At 67.0% G+C, this 20,363-nt stretch carries 7 protein-coding genes; all 7 read left to right on the forward strand.

Going from position 1 to position 20,363, the window contains the following annotated elements; all coding sequences use genetic code 11:
• The first annotated feature begins 7 nt into the window (after window positions 1-7).
• The 7 genes from KI617_RS09705 (at window position 8) to KI617_RS09735 (ending at window position 20,191) form a co-directional block, all read left to right on the forward strand.
• A complete protein-coding gene (locus KI617_RS09705) occupies window positions 8-4,078 on the forward strand; it encodes a non-ribosomal peptide synthetase (protein WP_226451787.1) in 4,071 nt (1,356 codons plus the stop codon).
• 8 nt (window positions 4,079-4,086) lie between these two features.
• On the forward strand, window positions 4,087-9,648 hold the full coding sequence (locus tag KI617_RS09710) for a type I polyketide synthase (RefSeq protein ID WP_226451788.1): 5,562 nt from the start codon (window positions 4,087-4,089) through the stop codon (window positions 9,646-9,648).
• Between the two features lie 123 nt (window positions 9,649-9,771).
• Window positions 9,772-17,265, forward strand: a complete 7,494-nt coding sequence (locus KI617_RS09715; protein WP_226451789.1) for a non-ribosomal peptide synthetase — start codon at window positions 9,772-9,774, stop codon at window positions 17,263-17,265.
• Between the two features lie 26 nt (window positions 17,266-17,291).
• On the forward strand, window positions 17,292-17,480 hold the full coding sequence (locus KI617_RS09720) for an MbtH family protein (protein ID WP_226451790.1): 189 nt from the start codon (window positions 17,292-17,294) through the stop codon (window positions 17,478-17,480).
• An 11-nt stretch (window positions 17,481-17,491) separates the two neighbouring features.
• Entirely contained in the window at window positions 17,492-18,715 is a 1,224-nt protein-coding gene (locus KI617_RS09725; RefSeq protein WP_226451791.1) for a DUF711 family protein, read from the forward strand.
• An 11-nt stretch (window positions 18,716-18,726) separates the two neighbouring features.
• Window positions 18,727-19,491, forward strand: coding sequence for a thioesterase II family protein (locus KI617_RS09730; protein WP_226451792.1), 765 nt, complete (start codon window positions 18,727-18,729; stop codon window positions 19,489-19,491).
• Window positions 19,454-20,191 (forward strand): 4'-phosphopantetheinyl transferase family protein, encoded by a 738-nt coding sequence (locus KI617_RS09735; RefSeq protein ID WP_226451793.1) that lies wholly within the window; start codon window positions 19,454-19,456, stop codon window positions 20,189-20,191. Before KI617_RS09730 ends, KI617_RS09735 begins: the two co-directional genes overlap by 38 nt.
• The last annotated feature ends 172 nt before the right edge of the window (window positions 20,192-20,363 follow it).

Consider the following 20,363-nt stretch of genomic DNA (forward strand, 5'->3'; position numbering starts at 1 on the left):
GTCCACCATGACTGCCCTCGCCCAAATTCGTAACCTCAGCCCGGCCCAGCGCGACGCGCTGGTCGCCCGCCTGCGCAGCCGCCAACAGCAAAATGCCTCGGCCGGCCAGGGCATTCCGCAGATCGAGCCCGATCCGGCCCGCCGCCGCGATGCCTTTCCGCTGACCGACATCCAGCAGGCTTACTGGGTCGGCCGCCAGGCCGGTTTCGAAATGGGCAACATCGCCGCCCACGGCTATCTTGAAATCGAGGCCCGCGACATCGACCTGCCGCGACTGGAAGACGCCTTCAACCAGCTCATCGCCCGCCACGACATGCTGCGCGCCGTGATCCAGGCGGATGGCCAGCAGCGCATCCTGGCCGATGTCCCCTACTACCGCTTCGCCACCACCAACCTGCGCCAGCTGGACGAGGCCGAGCGCACCGCCCAACTGGCGGCCCTGCGCGAGCAGCTCTCGCACCAGGTGCTGCCCACCGAATTATGGCCGCTGTTCGACATCCGGGTCAGCCTGCTGCCCGACAACGGCATCCGCCTGCACCTGTCGCTCGACGTGCTGATTTTCGACGCCCACAGCTTCGACAACGTGATCAGTCCGGAATGGCAGCGTCTCTACGCGCAGCCCGAGCATCCGCTGGCGCCGCTCGAATTCTCCTTTGCCGACTATGTCGCCGGCCTGCAGGCGCTTGAAGCCAGCGACAGCTTCCAGAAATCGCTGGCCTACTGGCGCCAGCGGCTGGACAGCCTGCCGCCCGGCCCGGAGTTTCCGCTGGCCAAAAACCCGGAAGCGATCAAAAAACCGCATTTCGCCCACCGCAGCCTGCGCCTGCCACGCCTGCAGTGGGAGGCCCTGCGCCGTACCGGCAGCGCCCACCGCATCACGCCGGCGGCGCTGCTGCTGTCGGCCTATGCGCTGACCGTCGGCCGCTGGTCGCAGTCGCCGCATTTCACGCTGAACCTGACACTGTTCAACCGCCAGCCCTTCCACCCCGAAGTCAATCATCTGGTCGGCGACTTCACCTCGGTAACACTGCTCGAAATCGACCTGCGCAACTTCAGGAGCTTTGGCGAAATGGCCCACGCCATCCAGAGCCAGCTGTGGGAAGACATGGATCACCGCGCTGTCAGCGGTGTCCGCGTACTGCGCGAAATCACCGAACATCGGCGCGGCACGCAGGCAATGACGGTACCAGTGGTGTTCACCGGCGCCCTGTCCAACGATGCGGCCGGCGAAGCACCGGCCGCGATGAGCTGGCTGGGCAAGCCCGGCTATGTCGTCACCCAGACGCCACAGGTCTGGCTCGACTGCCAGGCGGTCGAGGATGGCGGCGATCTGGTTCTCGACTGGGATAGCGTCGACGAGCTGTTCGAACCCGGCTTCATCGACGCCATGTTCGCCGGCTTCGGCAAGCTGGTGAACAAGCTGGCCAATGACCCGGACAGCTGGGCACGTCCCCGCCTGAACATCCTGCCCGACAGCCAGCTGGCGATGATGGCGGCGGTCAACCAGACCGCAGCACCGATTCCGGCCGGCCTGCTGCACGCGCCGCTGCTCGCCCGCTGCCACATGACACCGGACCGCCTGGCGGTGGCCGACGGCCGGCGTCAGCTGAGCTTCGGCCAGCTCTACCGCGAATCCAACGCGCTGGCCCATGCCATTCTGGCCGCCGGCCTGCCACGCAGTTCGCTGATCGGCGTCATGCTGCCGAAGTCGGCAAGCCAGGTGGTCGCCGTGCTCGGCATCCTGGAATCCGGCAACGCCTACCTGCCGATCGAACCCAGCCTGCCGCTCGATCGCATCGTCGAAATCCTCCGCCTCTCCGGTGCTGCCGCGGTAGTTACCAACGCCGCGACGCTGGTCGAGCGGCCGCTGCCCGAGACGGCTCGCCACTTTTCGCTAGACGCCATCGAAGCTCCGGCGCCACGTCCGCTGCCGACGCTGGCCGGGCCGCGCGACCTGGCCTACGTGATCTACACCTCCGGCTCCACCGGCACTCCGAAAGGCGTCGCCATTGACCATCGCGGCGCCCTCAACACCTGCATCGACTGCAACCAGCGTTTCGCCATCGACGAGAACGACCGCGTGCTCGGCCTCTCGGCGCTGAATTTCGATCTGTCGGTGTGGGACATCTTCGGTGTCATCGGCGCCGGCGGCGCGCTGATCCTGCCCGACTACGAGCGGGCCCGCGAACCGGCGCACTGGGCCGAATGCATGGCCACCCACGGCGTCACGGTCTGGAACACCGTGCCGGCACTGCTCGACCTCTACGTCAGCTACCGCCGCGAAGTCGCCCGCGACTGCGACACGACGCTGCGCCTGGCAATGATGAGCGGTGACTGGATTCCGCTGACGCTGCCCGGCCAGATCCGCGCCACCTGCCCGCAAGCTGCGATCTTCAGTCTGGGCGGCGCCACCGAGGCCTCGATCTGGTCCATCCTGCACCCGATCGACGAGGTGAACCCGGCCTGGCACTCCATCCCCTACGGCCGGCCGATGCTCAACCAGACTTTCCATGTCCGCGACGACCGCCTCGACCACTGTCCGGTCGGCGTGCCCGGCGAGCTTTGCATCGGAGGCATTGGCGTTGCCATGGGCTACTGGCAGGACGAGGCGCGCACCGCCGCCCAGTTCGTTTTCTGCCCGCACACCGGCGAGCGCCTGTACCGCACCGGTGACCTCGGTCGCTGGCTGCCCGACGGCAATCTCGAAATCCTCGGCCGCCTCGACTTCCAGGTCAAGATCAACGGCTACCGCGTCGAACTCGGTGAAATCGAGGCCGCCATGGCCGCCTGCAAGGGCGTGCTGACCGGCGTTGCCCAAGTCGTCGGCGGCGCCGGTCAGGCCAAGCAACTGATCGGCTATTACGTGCGCGACAACAGCGACGCCGATGCCGAAAACCGCAAGCTGCAGGCCCGCCTCAACCGCGACGGCATCCGCCGGCTGGCGGCGCCGCTGCTGCAACTGCCGGGCGCTGAGGTCAGCAACCCGGCCCGGCGCTCGGTACGCCACTTCCTGTCTGACGAAGTCAGCCAGCAAGCCCTGGCCGCCATGCTGGCGCCGCTGCGCCTCGCCGACGTCAACGGCATCGCCCGCTACCGCTACGCCTCGGGCGGCGGTTTCTATCCCGTGCAGCTCTACGTCCAGGTCGCGCCCGACCGCGTCAAGGGCCTGGCCGGCGGCCTCTATTACTTCCATCCCGGCGAGAACGCGCTGCAGCTGGTCGACGCTACCCGCACACTGTCGCCCGAGTGGTTCCCGCGCGTCAATCGGCCAGTGATCGACGCCGCAGCTTTTTGCCTATTCCTGGTCGGCTCACGCCAGGCCATCGAGCCACATTATGGCGCCGCCGCAGCGCCCGTGCTGTGCATGCTGGAAGCCGGCGCAATGACCCAGTTGCTGGAGGACAGCGCCGCTGCCGCCGGCCTGGGCACCGTCCAGCTGGGCGGCTTCCGGGCCGACAAGGCGGGCGACTTCTTCGGCCTGGGCGATGACGCCCTCTACCTGCACATGCTGGTCGGCGGCATGCCCGGCGAAGAGCCGGCCGCCGCCCCGGGTTCGTCGGTAATCACCGACAACGTTTTCGAGGAAGGTCTGCGGGCCCATCTCGCCAGCCGGCTGGCCGACTACATGGTGCCCCGCCAATTCGTCCGCATCGAACATCTGCCACTGTCAGCCAACGGCAAGGTGGATCGCAAGGCGCTGCCCGAGCCGCGCGCCCGCCGCGCCATGCGCACGGTGGCGGCCGGCCAGCTGGAACAGGATCCGCTGGCCCAGGAAATCCGCAGTCTCTGGCAGGAAGTGCTGAAACTCGACCGGATCGCCCTCGACGACAATTTCTTCGACCTCGGCGGCACCTCGGTAGACATGATCCGCATCCACACCCGGCTGCAACCGCGGCTCGCCCAGCCGGTAACGCTGGTCGACATGTTCTTCAGCCATCCCACCATCGGCGACTTCGTCCGTGCCCAGAACACCGCCCAGCCTGCAACGCCGGCCGCCGAACAAGCCGAGCCGGCGCCCGAACTGCCGCGCAACCGCCGCGCCCGAAACCGCAATTCCACATCCACCGCTTCCCACTGAGGTTGAACATGAACAGCGCCAAGTCCTATTCCGGCCGTATCGCCATCATCGGCATGGCCGGCCGTTTCCCGGGTTCGTCGGATGTTGAGCATTTCTGGCAGCACCTGTGTGAAGGCCGCGACGCGCTACGCCAGTACAGCGCCGAGGAAGTGCGCGCCGGCATCGACCAGCACGACTACCTGACCATCCCCTATCTTGAACGTCAGGTCGGCAGCGGCAATTGGGTAGGTGCCGGTTACTACCTGGCCGACGCCGACAAGTTCGATGCCGGCTTCTTCGGCTACTCGCCCAACGAGGCCGAGCTGATCGACCCGCAGCAGCGCATCTTCCTGGAAGCGTCCTGGGCGGCGATGGAAGACGCCGGCTACGTGCCCGACGCCTATCCCGGCGCTGTCGGCACTTTCGGCGGCACCGGCCTGTCGCGCTATTTCCTGAACAATGTCTTCGCCAACCGCGAAATCATGTGTGCCTCGGAGCGCGACCTGATCGCCGGCATCGGCAACGAGCCGGACTACCTGACCAACCGGGTCGCCTACAAGCTGAACTTTACCGGCCCCTCAATCACCGTACAGACCGCCTGCTCGACATCTCTGGTCGCCATCCACCTCGCCTGCCAATCGCTGCGCGCCGGCGAATGCGATCTGGCGCTGGGCGGCGGTGCGATGGCCATCGTGCCCAACGGCATCGGCTACCAGTACCAGGAAGGCAGCATGAACTCGGGCGACGGCCGCATCCGCGCTTTCGATGCCGAAGCCTCAGGTACTGTCTTTTCGGAAGGCGGCGTCGGGGTCATCGTGCTCAAGCGCCTCGAAGACGCCGAGGCCGACGGCGACAACATCTACGCCGTGATCCGCGGCTCGGCGGTAACCAACGACGGCAATCACAAGGCCGGCTACACCGCGCCGGGCATCGACGGCCAGGTGGACGTCATCACCCGCGCCCTGCGCGCCGCCAACACCCATGCCAGCGAAATTACCTATGTCGAGGCCCATGGCACCGGCACCTCGCTGGGCGACCCCATCGAGCTGACGGCGCTGACCCGCGCTTTCCGCAACCACACCGACCGCCGCCAATATTGCGCCATCGGCTCGGTCAAGACCAATGTCGGCCACCTGGCGCCGGCCGCTGGCGTCGCCTCGGTGATCAAGGCGGCGCTCGCCGCCCACCACGGCATGCTGCCGCCCAGCCTGCACTACAAGCAACCCAATCCGCGCATCGATTTCGCCGACAGCCCGTTCGCCGTCAATACCGAGCTGACCCGCTGGATTCCGCCCGAATCAGGCCGTCGCGTCGCCTCTGTCAGTTCCTTCGGCATCGGCGGCACCAACGCCCACCTGATCCTCGAAGAGCCGCCGGAGCTGATCGCCACGCAATCGGAGCGCCACCTGCGCACCATCCAGCTTTCGGCCAAGACGCCGGGCGCGCTGGCCCGCAGCGCCGAACAGCTGGCCGCCTATCTCGAACGCCACCCGGAAACCGATCTCGACGACGTCGCGCTGACGCTGCAGGAAGGCCGCCGCGCCTTCGACCTGCGTGCTGCGATCGCCTGCGAGGAGCGCGAGGAACTGCTCAAGGCGCTCACCGAACTGGCCACCAATCCGCCCAAGCAGGCCGCCCTGCCGGCCAGCGGCAAGCTGGCCCTGTTGTTCACCGGCCAGGGCTCCCAGCATGCCGGCATGGCTGCCGCACTGCACGAACACTGTGCGATCTTCCGCGAGGTGATGGACACCTGCTGCGAACTGCTCGCCGGCCACCTCGAACTCGACCTCAGGCGTTTGCTGCTGGCCGCTCCCGACGACCAGGCCGCCCAGGATAGTCTGCGTGAAACGCGCTACGCCCAGCCGGCCCTGTTCGTAGTCGAATACGCACTGGCCCAGCAGTTGCTGGCCTACCAGATCCAGCCGGCGGCGATGATCGGCCACAGTCTCGGCGAATACGTCGCGGCGACACTGGCCGGCGTTTTCGAGCTGGAAGACGCACTCGCCCTGGTCGCCCTGCGCGGCCAGCTGATGCAGGCGATGGAGCCGGGCGCCATGCTCTCCATTCCGCTCGACGGTAACGGCGTCGCCCAGTGGCTGTCCGACGAGATCAATCTGGCGGCCATCAACAGCCCGCGCGCCAGCGTCGTCGCCGGCAGCCACGCCGCCATCGACGCCCTGGCCACCCGCCTCGAAGCCGAAGGCGTCGGCTGCCGCAAGCTGCAGACCTCGCATGCCTTCCACTCCTGGATGATGAAGCCGCTGGCCGAACAATTCCGCGCCGCCGTCGCCGCCGTGCCGCGCCGGGCGCCGACCGCCCGCGTTGTCTCCAACCTGACCGGTGACTGGCTGAGCGAAGCCCAGGCCATCGACCCCAATTACTGGGTCCAGCACCTGCTTTCACCAGTGCGCTTCCAGGCCTGCCTGGAAACCCTGCTCAACGACGGCTACACCTTCCTCGTCGAAGCCGGGCCGGGCGGCGTGCTCAGCGCCTTCGCCCGCCACCTGCTGGCCAACCCGAACGGCCGGCCACGCGCCCAGGCGGTGCCAATGATGCCGCACCCGACCGAAGCCCAGCGTGGCGATGCCTACCTGCGTCAGGGTCTGGGCAACCTGTGGGCAGCCGGCTATGCGCTTGATTTCGCCATCGTCGAAGCCGACAACGTCGGCCGCCGCATCCCGCTGCCGGCCTATCCTTTCGCCCGCGAACGCCATTGGCTGGATGCCCCAAAAGCCCCGGCCGGCCTGGAATCCGAAGCTGGCCTGAAGCGTAGTGAAGACCTCAGCGACTGGTTCAACAGCACCTCCTGGCGCCGCCAGCCCTGGCTACACCAGCAACCGCGGGTCGAAGGCGGCCTCGTGCTGATCCTCGGCAACGACAGCCCAACCGGCCATGTGCTCGGTGTCGCCCTCTGCGAGGCGCTGGTCACCCTCGGTGCTCGCGTCGCCCGCGTCCAGCCCGGCGTCGCCTTTGCCGACCAGGGCGAAGGACGCTACGCACTGGCCCTCGGCGACGCCGGCCAGTGGGAACAACTGCTCGCCCACACCGGCCGCCCGCAGGCCGTCATCCACACGCTGTTGCTCGATACCACCGGCGGCGACACGCTGGACAACGCGGCACTCACCCGCCAGTTCGCCTTCGACGCGCTGCTGGCGCTGACCCAGGCGCTGGCCGACGAAGCCGCCGACGAGCGCGTCGCGCTGCTGACGCTGGGCAGCGAAATGTTCGACGTTGTGCCCGGCGAGACCATCGACGCCGTCAAGGCCAGCGCCATCGGCCCGCATCTGGCTATCGGCCACGAATATCGCAAGCTGGTCAGCCGCGTACTCGATGTACCGACCAGTGCCGCCGAACTGCCCAACAACCTGGCCCGCATCACGCTCGACGAACTGGCCCGACTGCAGGCCGAAGCCCACGCCCCGCTGGTACTCGGCGACAAGTGCGTCGCCTGGCGCCACGGCTCGCGCTGGCTGGGCCACGTCGAAACGGTACCGGTCACCAAGCCGGCCATCCCGGTTGACCTCGCCGCCCTCGACGGCGCCATCATCATCACTGGCGGCCTCGGTGGCATCGGCCTCTCCTTCGCCGAAACGCTGGTCCGCCATGGCGCCCGCCAGCTCGTGCTGGTCGGCCGCTCACCGCTGCCGGCGCCTGAAGAATGGGCCGCCTGGCTGGCCGAGCATGGCCCGGCCGACGCCACCTCGGGCCGCATCGCCGCCGTTCGCAAGCTGATCGCCATGGGTGCCGAAGTCGAGGCGGAAGCCTGCGACATCACCCAAGCCGACACCGTTATTGCCATGGTCGAGCGCGTCCGCGTTCGTTTTGGCCGCGTGGCCGGCGCCATCCACGCTGCCGGCGTTGCCGGTTCCGGCGTCATGGCGATGAAGACGCTCGAAGCGGCGAATGCCGTGCTCGATCCCAAGATCGTCGGCGCGCTGGCGCTGGAACGGGCGCTGGAAGGCGAAAACCTGAGCTTTTTCGTGCTCGTATCCTCCCTGTTTGCGGTAATCGGCGGCACCGGCCAGGTCGACTACTGCGCCGCCAACAACTTCCTCGATGCTTTCGCCCGCCGCCGCGCCGCCCGCGGCCTGCACACCGTGTCGCTGGCCTACGGCGGCTGGCGCGAAGTCGGCATGGCGGTGGCCATGGGCCACACCGGCGCCGCCAAGACGCCAGCCCTGCCGGCCGGGCGCAGCGAAAGCCACCCCTTCCTGTTCAGCCGTGAGCCGGACGGTGCCGCTACCCGCTTCACCACCCACCTGCGCGTCGAAGACCACTGGGCGCTGAGCGACCACCGCATCAACGGCGTGCCGGTGATGCCCGGTACCGGCCTGATCGAGATGCTGCGTGCCGCATGGCAGGCGCTGACCGGCCAGGCGACTTGTACGCTGGGTAATGTCTTCTTCTACCGGCCGCTGTTCGTGCCGGAAAACGAAATGATCGAAGTGCGCCTGACGCTGACCCCGACCGGCGATGCCCATGATGTCGAAATCGTCACCGAGCAGGGACCGGTGCTGGTCGCCGATGTCCGGGCCACCAGCGGCGAAACCGCCATCATCGATGTCGCCGCGCTGAACGCCGCGTGCAATGGCGAGGTCGTCGAATTCGGCGGCCAGGCGGCGCTGATCGGCGAAGAGGGTTTCCTGAGCCTGGGCGAACGCTGGCAGGTCGTGCAGCGCCTGCATTTTGGCGAAAACCAGTTGCTCGGCGAGCTGGCGCTGCCGGCCCATTGCCGCGCCGATCTCGAACAGTTCGCCCTGCACCCGGCCCTGCTCGACATGGCTACCGGCCCGATCACCGGCCATCTGCTGATGCGCCTCGACCTCGGCCTGGATAGCGAATACCTGCCCTTCACCTACGGCCGCCTCGAGATCCACGGTGCGATGGAAGCCGAGCTGCTGACCCACGTCGTCTATCGCGGTATCGCCGAGGATCGCGACACCATCCATTTCGACATCCGCGTCATCACGCCGGATGGCCGACTGGTGGCCAGCGTCGAGGATTTCCGGCTGCGCCGCGTGCCGGCCGAAGCCTTCGCCGCCAAGGCCGCACCGCTGATCGGCGCCACCGACGACGGCTCGATTTCGCCGCAGGAAGGCTGCGAAGCCCTGCTCCGCGTGCTGGCCCTGGATGGCGCCGCACCGCACTGGGTGTTCAATCCGCATCCGCTGGAGACCATGCTGCGCCGCATGCGCGCCGAGCGCATTGCCGAAGCCACCCGTGGCGATGGCAAGAAGGCCAAACTGGTGCGCGAGGACGTGATCGTCGCTCCGCCGACGACGCCGGAAGAGGAAATCCTGGTCGCCATCATCGAAGAAGCGCTGGGCATCACGCCGGTCGGCATCCACGACAATTTCTTCGATCTCGGCATCGACTCGGTGATCGGCATCCAGATCGTCGCCCACGCCAAAAAACACGGTGTGATCCTCAAGCCCAACCAGTTGTTCGAGCACCAGACCGTCGCCGAACTAGCCGCCGTTGCCAGTCGTGCCGAGACGGCGCCGGTCGCCCCTGCCCCGGCTGCTGCCGTGGTTGATGACCTGGGCGGCGCCGACCTGTCGGATGTCCTCAACGCGCTGGGAGCCAGCTAAGCAGAAGCTCCCGGGAAAATCCCCGTAGGTCGGACAGGAGCCGATCTCCGCTGCAGCCCAGCCTACGGGATTACGCCTTTTCGCAAGCACAGCGTCAGCCAACGACCTTCCTCAAGCCCCCTCATGACCAAACCAGACATTCAGGCCATCCACCGCCTCACGCCCTTGCAGGAGGGCATGCTCTTTCACGCCTTGAGCGCCCCGCAGTCGGGCGTCTATGTCGAGCAGTTCGCCTGCCGCGCCCCGGGGGTCATCGAGTGTGCCGGCTGGGAGGCCGCCTGGAACCACGTGCTCGCCGCCTATCCGGTACTGCGCTCGGCCATTGCCTGGGAGGGACTGGAACAGCCGCTACAGGTAATGCTGCGCCAGACCCGGCTGGAAGTCCGCGAAATCGATGCCCGTGGCGACGACGATGCTGCCTTCGCTGCCCGGCTCGAAGCTCTGCAGCAAGAGCAGGCACGGCAGGGCTTCGACCTGCGCACTGCCCCGCTGCTGCGCCAGATCCTGCTGCAGCGGGCCGATGCCAGCGTCGTCTTCTGGTGCTATCACCACATCATTCTTGATGGCTGGTCGGCTTTCGTCGTCCTTGGCGAAGTCCTTGCCGCCTACATGAGCAGCCTGGCCGGCCAGGCCTGGCATCCGCGCGAAGCCGCCAGCTATGCCGATTACCTGGCCTGGCAGCAGGTCCAGGATGGCGCTGCGGCGGAAAACTACTGGCGCCCGCGCCTGGCCGGCTTTGCCGTGGCGACGACGCTCGGCCTGGTCGAACGGCACGACGGCGAAACCGTCAGCGATGCCGGTGCCACTGTCGTCGACCATCTCGGCGAGGCGCTGGCCGGGCCGTTGCGCGACTACGCCCGGGCCGCCCGGATCACCGTCGGCACCGTGCTGCAGGCCGCCTGGGCCTACACGTTGGCCATCTACAGCGGCGAAAATGACGTGGTGTTCGGCGTTACCGTCTCCGGTCGACCGCCGGAACTGCCCGGTACCGAGGCCATGGTCGGCCTGTTCATCAATACCGTACCCTGCCGCGTGCAGGTCGACCCGGCACAGACCGCCGGCGAGTTCGTCGCCGCCCTGCAACGCCAACTGCTCGCCCAGCGCGAATTCGAGCATGTCGCGCTGCCCCGCATCACCCAGTGGAGCGATGTGCCGCGCGGCCAGCCGCTGTTCGACTCGATGCTGGCCATCGAATCCTTTCCCTACAACGAGCAGGTGTCGCTGGCCGATGTCACGGTCTGGCAGCAGACCAATTTTCCGCTGGCACTGGTCGTCGACCCGGTCGGCGAGATGCGCGTCAAGGCCTTGTTCGATCCCCGCCGCCACGCCCCGGCCGCCATTGCCCGCCTGCTTGGCCATTTCGCCCAGGCTCTCCGGGCGCTGATCGAGCAGCCGACGGAACCGCTCGGCACGCTGTCGCTGCAACCGGCCGACGACGCCCGCCGCCAGGCCGGCTGGAACCACCTGCCGGCAGTCGGCGAAGCCGAAGTCGACATGGCGACGCTGTTCGCCCGCCAGGTCGCCCGCCGGCCGGAAGCCACCGCCGTCGTCGCCGGCGAGGAAAAAGTCAGCTACGCAGCGCTCGACCGCGCTTCCCGCCGCTATGCCGCACGCCTGCTGGCCACCGGCGTCCGCCCGGGCCAGACCGTTGCCTTCGCCTTCGAGCCAGGCGCCGACATGATTGCCGCGCTGATCGGCATCACCCGGCTGGGCTGCGCCTACGCGCCGCTCGACCCGAGACTGCCAACCCTGCGCCTGCACGAAATGCTGGCCGACCTCGCCATCCACCAGGTGATCTGCGGCACCGAATACGCTGCCCTGTTCGATTTGCCCGGCATCACCGTCCATCTGCCGGAAGCCTGGAGCGATAACGCGCCGATAGTTGAAGTCGAGCCCCCCGCCGCCCGCCACCTGCTCTACGTCATCCACACCTCCGGCTCCACCGGCAAGCCCAAGGCAGCCGGCGTCTATCACGACAGCTTCGTCCGCTTCATCCAGTGGTGGAACCGGGAACTGGCGCTGACCGAGGCCGACCGCTGCCTGCTGATCAACAAGATCACTTTCGATCTCGCCCAGAAATGTGTCTGGGGTGCGCTGACCACCGGCGGCGAACTGCATCTCGCCCCGACCCGCCATTTCGACCCGCTGGCCGCTCGCGAACTGACCCAGGCCCAAGCCGTCAGCTGGATCAACTGCACGCCGTCGATGGCCTACGCGCTGGCCGAAGTGGCCGAAGACCCCGCCGCCGCCTTCACCAGCCTGCGCCTGCTGCTGGTCGGTGGCGAACCGGTGGACAAGCGCCGTCTCGCCAACTGGCTGCTCGACGCAGCCTGCCATACCGAGCTGGTCAATACCTACGGGCCGACCGAGTGCACCGACCTCTGCAACACCCACCGCTTCAGCGGCGATGAGTTCATCGACCTGGCCCGGCCGGTGACCGTCGGCCGCGTACTGCCCGGCCTTGCCGTCCATGTCCTCGACCGCTTCGGCAACAAGCTGCCCTGCGGCGTCACCGGCGAGGTGGTGATTGCCGGCGGTTCGGTCGGCTGCGGCTACCTGAACAACGCGGCAATGAGCGCCGAGAAATTTTCGCCCGATCCGGAAGCGGGCCCCGGCGAGCGCCGCTACTACACCGGCGACCGTGGCTATTTCAACGAGGACGGCACGCTGATCGTTCGCGGCCGCACCGACTTCCAGGTCAAGCTGCGTGGCTACCGCATCGAACTCGACGCCATCGGCCATGAGTTGCGCGGCCACCCCGCCGTCCGCGACGCCTGCGCCGTGGTCAGCAGCGACGGCCAGCGACTGGTCGCCTATGTCGTCACCGACGCCGAGCAGCCGTGGACACCCGAACTGCAGGCCGCCTGCCGCGCCCATCTCGCCGCCCGCCTGCCGGACTACATGGTGCCGGCCATCTTCATGCCGCTGGCCGTGCTGCCGCTCAACGCCAACGGCAAGCTCGACCGCGCCGCGCTGCCCGAGCCGCAGGCCGGCGAGGCGGCAAGCGAGCGCGTCGCGCCGAGCACCGACAGCGAGCTGAAGCTGGCCGCAATCTGGGCCAGGATCCTCGGCCACGAGGATTTTGGCATCCACGACAACTTCTTCGAACTGGGCGGCCATTCGCTGTCCATCACCCAGGTCTATTCCAGGCTCAACAAGGTGTTTGGCGTCCGCATCCCGCTGGCGCTGCTGTTTGAGCAACCGACCATCGCCCAGCAGGCGGCGGCGCTCGATGTGGCGCTGGCCGCCGCCGGCGCCATGCCGGGCAGCGTCACGACACCGGCCACGCCGGAAATCGTGCCGCAGGAACGCCCGGCCCGCATTCCGCTCTCCTTCGCCCAGTCGCGGCTGTGGTTCCTGCACCAGTACGACCCGAGCAGCCTGGCCTATCACGTACCCAATGCCCTGCGCCTGCCCGGCGAGGTCGACCGCGCGGCATTGGCGGCGGCGCTGGCCTGGCTGCACGAGCGCCACGAGGCGCTGCGCACCAGCTTCCCGGAAGCCGATGGCATGGCCTGGCAGCACATCGCGGCGCCCGGGCCGGTGGCGCTGGCCTATGACGACCTGCGCGGCGATCCGGCGGCCGACGACAAGCTGGGCGAGATCGCCGGCCTTGAAGCGGCCGGCCTGTTCGACCTGCACAACGGCCCGGTCGCCCGCTACCACCTGGTGCAGTGCGACGATGAAGCAGTGCTGCTGATGACGCTACACCACATCGCCACCGACGGCTGGTCGATGGACCTTCTGGTCCGCGATCTTTCCGCCGCCTACGCGGCACTGGCCGCCGGCCGGCAACCGGCGGCGGCACCGCTGCCGGTGCAGTACGCCGACTACACGCTGTGGCAACAGGCAACGCTATCCGGCCAGCGCCTCGACGACGAAGTGGCTTTCTGGCGCGACGAACTGGCCGGCAGCAATGCCCAGATCGCGCTGCCCTACGACCACGCCCGGCCGCCGGTGCAAAGCGTTGCCGGCCGGCTGCACGTCACCCACATAGACGCCGATACGGCGGCCGCCATGCGCCAGTTCGGCCAGGCCGCCGGCGCCACCGAGTTCATGACCTGGCTGGCCCTCTACGACCTGTTGCTGCAGCGCTGGAGCGGCCAGGATGACTTCAACGTCGGCAGCCCCGTGGCCAACCGCACGCATGTCGAAATCGAGGAGCTGATCGGCTTCTTCGTCAATACGCTGGTGCTGCGCGCCCGCACACCGGCCACCGCCAGCTTCGAGCAACTTCTGCGCGACACCCGCGACACCGCCCACCGCGCTTTCGAGCATCCCGACCTGCCGTTCGAACTGCTGGTCGACCGCCTCAACCCGGAGCGCCACCCCGGCTACCAGCCTTTCTTCCAGGTCGGCTTCGCGCTGCAGCGCGCCTACGAGGACACCTCGCTGCTGGGCGGCGACGACTGGATCGCCCGCTTCGACCTGCAACTGATCATCTATTTCGAAGCCGATGGTTCGCTGCGCGCCCACTGGGAATATGCCAGCGCCCTGTTCGCGCCGGAAACCATTGCCCGGCTGGCCGAATCCTTCGCCGACCTGGCGCGTCAGGTGCTCGCCAACCCGTCCCGGCCGCTGGGCTGCTACGGGCTCCTGCCGCCAGCCGCTGCCATGCTGCTCGATGGCTGGAACGACACCGCCCGGCCACTACCGCCGCTCAACGTGCATCAACTGGTCGAAGCCCGGGTCCGTCTCGCGCCCGACGCCGTCGCGCTGATTGGCGGCGACGGCCGGACACTGAGCTACGCCCAACTCAACGAGCGCGCCAACCGCCTGGCCCACTATCTCCGAGACCAGGGCACCGGGCTGGAGCAACCGGTCGGTGTCTGCCTGGATCGCTGCCCGGAACTGATCGTCGCGCTGCTCGCCATCCTCAAGGCCGGTGGCGCCTACGTGCCGCTCGACCCGGCCTACCCGGCCGACCGCCTGGCTTTCATGCTCGATGACAGCGACGTCCGGCTGGTCATCACGCGCAGCGACCTGGGCAGCCTGTTGCCGGCCTCGGCCAAGCGCTTGAACGTCGATCTCGAACAGCAACTGATCGAACCAATGCTCGGTATCGACCCGGCTCCGCTTGCCTCGCCAGACAACCTTGCCTACATCCTCTACACCTCAGGCTCCACCGGCCAGCCCAAGGGCGTCATGGTCGAGCACCGCGCCATCGTCCGCCTGATCTGCGAAACCGGCTACGCCCGCTTCGCGGCCGACGAACGCTTCCTGCAATTCGCGCCGGTCGCCTTCGACGCCTCGACCTTCGAAATCTGGGGCAGCCTGTGCCACGGCGCAACCCTGGTCCAGGCACCGGCCGGCCTGCTGGCGCTCGACGAGCTGGCGGCACTGATCGAGCGCGAAAAGGTCACCACGGCCTGGCTGACCGCAGCCCTGTTCAACGCCATGGTCGATCACCACGGCCACGCGCTGCGCGGCCTGCGCCAGTTGCTGACCGGCGGCGACGTCATCTCGCTGGCCCATGCCACCCGAGCCATCGACCTGCTCGATAACGGCCGCTTGATCCACTGCTACGGCCCGACCGAAACCACCACTTTTGCCACCTGCCATACGGTAAGCCGCGCCGACATCGCCGCCGGGGTCATTCCCATCGGCCAGCCGATTGCCAACACCACTTGCCACGTGCTGAACCGCGCGCTGCAACCGCAACCGGTCGGCGTCGAGGGCGAGCTCTACATCGGTGGCGCCGGCGTCGCCCGCGGCTACCACCGCCAACCCGAGCTGACCGCCGAGCGCTTCATCGCCAATCCTTTCGACAAGGCTGGCGGCCGCCTCTATCGCAGCGGCGACCGCGTGCGCTGGCGGGCTGATGGCAGCCTCGAGTTCCTCGGCCGAGTCGATTTCCAGATCAAGTTGCGCGGCTATCGCATCGAACCCGGCGAAATCGAAGCTGCCCTGTGCCGCCACCCGGAGGTCAAGGAAGCACTGGTGTTGCTCGTCGGCAACGACGTCGACAAGCGCCTGGTCGCCTACTGCCTGAGCGACACGGCGCAGCCCGAAACCTTGGGTGAAGCGCTGCGCCAGCATCTCTCGGCGCTACTGCCGCCCTTCATGGTGCCCGGCGAATTCATTGTCCTCGCCACCTGGCCGATCAACGCCAACGGCAAGATCGACCGCGGCGCCCTGCCGCAGCCCGGCCAGCGCCAGGAGGAGGCCTACGTCGCGCCGGAAACCGACACCGAGCACAAGGTCGCCGCCGTCTGGGCCGAACTGCTGGGCTGCGAACGAGTCAGCGTCACCGCCGACTTTTTCGCACTGGGTGGCAATTCGCTCAGCGCCACGCAACTGCTCGCCCGCATCCGCGTTGCCTGCGGGCGCAGCGTCACCATTCCGGTCTTCTTCGCCGAACCGACGGTGCGCGCCATGGCCCGCCATCTCGACGCCGCCGAGCGCGGCGATACCGTCGAAGACCTTGATCGGCCGGTCGATGGCGACGCCGAATCGATCATTGAACTGCCCGAGCACCTGCCACCTGTCGCCTCATCCCTGGAACAGGTGCTGCTCACCGGCGCCACCGGCTTCCTCGGTGCCTACCTGGTTGCCCGTATCCTCGAACGCTGGCCGCAGGTCACACTGCATTGCCACGTCCGCGCCCGCGACGAGGCGGCCGGCCTGGCCCGACTGGTCGCCAACCTGGAGCAGTACGGCCTGTGGCAGCCGCACTTCGCACCACGCCTGCGCATCCTGATTGCCGACCTCGACGCGCCGCGCTGCGGCCTCGACGACGCCGCCTGGCAGGAACTGGCCCGTGGCATCGACCTGATCGTGCACAACGCTTCGCTGCTCAACCACGTGCTGCCCTACGCCGCACTCAAGCAGGCCAACGTCGAACCGACCCGGCAATTGCTGGCACTGGCCCTGGAACACAAGCTCAAGGGCTTCATGTACGTTTCTACCGCCGGCGTGCTCCACGGCGACGGCAAGGGCCGCACCGTCGACGAAGACATCGACATCGAAAGCGAGCCGCAGGAGCACGCCGAAGGCTACAACGCTTCAAAGTGGGTGGCCGAGCTGATGGTCCGCCGCGCCGCCCGCGCCGGGCTGCCGGCACAGATCGCCCGGCTTGGCCGGGTGGTGATCGACAGCAGCAGCGGTGGCGGTCGCCTCGACGATTTCGTCGCGCTGTTCATCCGCACCTGCCTGCGTCTCAACGCCTATCCCGATTACCCGATCACCGAGCAGATCGTGCCGGTGGATTACCTGGGCGAGGCCGTGGTCGCGCTGGCCGGCGACTACACCTGCACCGCCGTCCATCACCTGGTCGGCGAGGAGAGCCGCAACTGGAGCAAGCTGCTGCCCGATTTCGTCGATTGCGAGCGAGCCGGCCTGGTGAAGATTCCCATCCGCGAGTGGGTGGACCGCGTCAAGCAATCGAGCATCGACGATCCGCTGCCTTTCGCGCCCTACCTGTTCTGGTGGGATACCGACGCCACCGAACCCGAGGAAAAGCGCCTGAAGATCAAGAGCCAGCGCACGGTCCGGGCGCTGGAACGCGTTGGCGTCAAGGAGCCGAAAGTGGCTACCGAGGCCTGGACCAATTATCTGAAACGCCTCTTCGCCGACGAAGGCCGCGAGTTCCATCCGCGTCGCCGGCGCCTGTTCTGATTTGGAATCTCTGAAAAGGTAATGACATGACTGAACACGACTACCGCATTGTTCATAACGACGAAGACCAATACGCCATCTGGCCGGCGTTCCGCAGCGTGCCGGTCGGCTGGCAAAGCGTTGGCGAACCAGCCAGCCGCGAGACCTGCCTGGCGAAAATCGACAGCCTGTGGACCGACATGCGCCCGCGCAGCCTGCGCGAGCTGCAACACTGAAAGAGACCGCCATGGCCCAGTTGCGCACGGTGACCCTCGGCATGCCGCTGGATATCGCCAATCCAGCCGCCACCGCCGGGAAAGTCACGGCTTTCTTCGATGGTCTGGAAGACCTGCTCTATGTCATGGGCCTGGAAGCCCGCTGCTTCCGCTATGTCGCCCCGCCGCTGTCCGATGGCCCGCATGAACTTGCACCTGAAGATTTCGGGCGGCTCGCCGCCGAGCTCGAAACGGCGTTCGGCGACCGCATCTGGTGCTGCCTGCCCGGTCCGGTCTGCGCCCAAGACAACGACCATGACGATGATTTTGCGGCGGTGGAAGCGATCCTGACCGGCACGCAGCATGTGTTCTCCAACGCCCAGGTCGGCCATCGCGGCGGCCTGGACAACCATGGCATCGCGCTGGCTGCCCGGACCATGGCCCGACTTGCCGAGTCCGACACCCACCAGCAGGCCAATTTCCGCTTCGCTGCCATCGCCAATGTCGAACCCGGTACGCCTTTCTTTCCTGCCGCCTACCATCGCGGCGAACCCGGTTTCTCCATTGCCCTCGAGCTGGCCGAGGATTTCAATCGCTGTGCCGAAAAAGGCGAAACGCTTGCCGAGCGACTCGATGCCTGCCGCCAGTTGCTGGTTCAGCGGGTTGCCCTGAGCCGCCAGCTGGCCGAAACTTATGCTTGGCAAACCGGCATTCGCTTCCTTGGCTTCGACCTGTCGCTGGCCCCTTTCCCCGGTCCCGACAGCAGCGCCGTTGCCGTCGTCGAAAAACTGGCCGGCAGCCGGATCGGCCAGCTCGATTTCCTGTTTTCGCTGTATGCCCTCAACGACATGCTGCAGCATTCCATCGAGGGTCTGCCGATGGTCGGCTTCAACGGCACCATGCTCTCGGTGCTTGAAGACACCCGGCTGGCCGAGGCGGCGGCCGACGGCGAAGTCAGCATCAAGGATCTCCTGCTCTACGCCACGGTCTGCGGTTGCGGACTGGACATGATTCCGGTGGCGCGCGACGCCTCGGCCGGACAACTGGCCAGCCTGATTCGCGCCATCGCCACCATCGCCCAGAAATGGCGCAAGCCGCTGCTTGCCCGCATCCTGCCCAGTTCGGTCGATGCGGCGGGCTACACGCGCTACCAGCACGACTTTCTGGTCAACACCCGGGTCTTGCCGCTGGACGGTACGGCCCAGGTGCCCGTCGAGTGCTTTGGCTTCTTCCACCCCCTGCGTCGCGTCGCCTGAACGGAAATTTCATGACTGCCTGGTTTACCACTTTCGGCGTAGCAAAACCCCACGCAGCATCGCGCCTGCTTTGCCTGCCCAGCTCAGGTAGCGGCTCGACGCAATTCCGCCCATGGCTGGAGCACCTCCCCGACATCGAAATGCACGTCGCACTGTTGCCTGGCCGCGAGCGCCGTTTGATGGATCCCCCGATCGACAATCTGGCTGAACTGATCGACAAGCTACTGCACCAGGTGACGCGCTTGATTGATCGTCCATACTTCCTGCTCGGCCACAGCATGGGGGCGCTGATCGCTTTCGAATTGACCCGGGCTCTGGCCGCCCGCGATCTGCCGATGCCCCGCCGCCTGTTCGTTTCCGGCTATCGTTCGCCGGAGCGCCCCCGGCGCCGCCCAGACCTGCATCAACTGCCCGACGACCAGTTCATTGACGCCTTGCGCGGCTACGGCGGCACACCCGAAGCGATCCTCGCCCATCGCGAAACGATGGAACTGCTGCTACCGATGATCCGCGCCGATTTCAAGTTGCACGAAACCCACCGCTTCCAGCCCGGCGCGGCGCTTTCCGTGCCAATCAGCGCGCTGGCAGGGGAAAACGACTGCATCGTGCCGCCGGACGAGATGGTCGACTGGAAAAACCATAGCGCCCGCCACTTTGAAATGCATCGCTTCCCGGGTGGCCATTTTTTCATTCACGATGCGCTGGAACGCGTCGTGGCAACCCTGAAGCGGCGCGTTCATGACGATCTGGTCGAATCCGCCCTCGCCGTCGGCTGATTGCACGCTGTACTGGTTATGCACCGCCGAGGTCCAGGCCGCACTGCCGCTGGCGCGGCGCTGGCTGGATCAGGAGGAAGCGCAGCGCGCAGCCCGCTTCGTGTTCGAAGAACATCGCAACGACTTTCTCGCCAGCCGCCTCCTCACCCGCGGCGTGCTCGCCGCCTACACCGACCAGCCGCCCGAGCAGCTACGTTTCTCGCGTAGCCCGACGGGCAAGCCGGCGCTGGCCGGGGCCGAATTCGTATTCAGTCTTTCGCACAGCCATGGCGTCTGCGCCCTGCTCGTCTCCGCGACCGGCCGGGTCGGCGTCGACATCGAATGCCGGCAAACAAAGCGGGCCGACATCTCCATCGCCGAACACTACTTCGACCCGCGCGAATATCGCTGGATCCTGCTCGGCCAAGATCTCAGCGATCGCTACCGCCGTTTCCTGATCATATGGACGCTGAAGGAAGCCGTACTGAAAGCCGAAGGTAGCGGACTGAGCTTGCCGCTCGACTCAGTCGCGGTTCAACTGGAGGACGACAGCTCGGTTCGCTTTCTCGCAGTGCCTGAATCGTTGCGCGAAAAGAATCTGCATGGGGGACTGATCGATCTTGATGCCGACGTATTGTGCTCTTGGGTACGCACAGGCCAAGGCCACGTAGCCCCGCCCTCGGTCACACGCTTGCGACTTAAGGAAATCCAGAAGCAGTAGTGGGTCAAGATGCATTCCGCGGGCATACGCCGAGCGGCCTTGCACGAATCACGCTCGCGGCAAAAATGCCCGACATTTGTAGATCAAAAACCCCTTACTCCCCCTAAAAACGCTCCGTAGATACCGTCACCACCAAACTTATCTGACGGTATCGCCAAACCACCAGCAGCCC

The organism is Ferribacterium limneticum (assembly GCF_020510625.1).
Taxonomy (GTDB): Bacteria; Pseudomonadota; Gammaproteobacteria; order Burkholderiales; family Rhodocyclaceae; genus Azonexus; species Azonexus limneticus_A.